The sequence below is a fragment of the Cognatiluteimonas telluris genome, from assembly GCF_011320095.1.
GTDB classification, from domain to species: Bacteria; Pseudomonadota; Gammaproteobacteria; order Xanthomonadales; family Xanthomonadaceae; genus Cognatiluteimonas; species Cognatiluteimonas telluris.
Genome location: NZ_JAANOY010000092.1, coordinates 1 through 1155, shown reverse-complemented (window position 1 = coordinate 1155; position 1155 = coordinate 1). Strand labels below are relative to the sequence as shown.

Annotated in this window: 2 pseudogenes; both read left to right on the top strand. The window is 72.0% G+C overall.

What is annotated here, in order from left to right:
- A pseudogene (locus tag G7B67_RS13125) lies at window positions 1-354 on the top strand (tRNA uridine-5-carboxymethylaminomethyl(34) synthesis GTPase MnmE); the annotation flags it as partial.
- Window positions 355-529: 175 nt separating this feature from the next.
- Window positions 530-1155, top strand: a pseudogene (locus G7B67_RS13120) (energy transducer TonB); the annotation flags it as partial.

Below are 1155 nucleotides of genomic sequence, written 5' to 3'. Positions count from 1 at the left end.
CCAGCAGGAGCGTCCCGGCCCGGCGAGGGTGCTGGCGGCCCCCTGCTCGTCTCGGCCCTGAGCGGCGAGGGCCTGGATGCCCTGCATGCGCATCTGCGGCGACTCGCCCAGGGCGATGCGGCCGCCGACAGCGGCCCGCAGGGCACGTTCACCGCGCGCGCGCGCCACGTCGACGCGCTGCGTCGCGCCGGCGACGAACTCCAGGCGACCCGCGCGGCCCTGGCCGCCGGCGCCGTCGACCTCGCGGCCGAAGCCCTGCGCTGCAGCCACGACGCGCTGGGCGAAATCACCGGCCGCGTCGTCGCCGATGCGCTACTGGGTCACATTTTTTCGAGCTTCTGCATCGGAAAGTAGCGATCTACCGGTCCACAGCGCCGCAGGGAGTTGACAAACGCCTCCGCCTGCCGCGTGCTACGCACACGTGCGTCCACCGCACACCCAGGGGAGTGTCCCAATGTTTGTTGCCAAGCCTTTGCAGGCACGGTCGTCCGGAGCGCAGGCGCTCCGTTGGGCGGGGTGCCTGGTCGTCATGGTCGCCTTCGCCGGTTGCGGCAAGAAGGATGAAACGGGCACCACCGTGCCCGCCACGAGCGGACCGGCCGCCACCCAGGCCGTCGCGCCCCCGGCTACGGCCGTGTCGGCGCAGGTCGCCGCGATGGGCGCCGACCAGCTGCGCGCCGCGGCCAGCAGCGCCCTGCGCGAGCAGCGCCTGTACGCGCCGCCGGGCAACAACGCGATGGAGTACTACCTGGCCCTGCGCGACAAGGCGCCCAACGATGCCGCGATCGCCAGCGCGCTGACCGACCTGTTGCCCTACGCGTTGATCGCCACCGAACAGAGCATCAGTCGCGACGATTTCACCGAAGCCCAGCGCCTGTATGCGCTGATGGAGAAGGCCGATCCCAAGGCGCCGGCGTTGCCACGCCTGAAGCAATCGATCGCCGATGGCCAGGCCGCCCTGGCCAAGCGCACCGCCGACCAGGCGACCAAGACCGAGGAAAACGCGAAGAAGCAGGCCGAACTGGAGAAGCAGCGCCTGGCCGACCAGCAGAAGGCACAGCAGCAGGCGGCCCAGCAACTGGCCGCGCAGCAGGCGGCCGACCAGCAGGCCGCCGCCCAGCGCGCCGCCGCCGACCGTGCGGCCGCCCAGCGTGC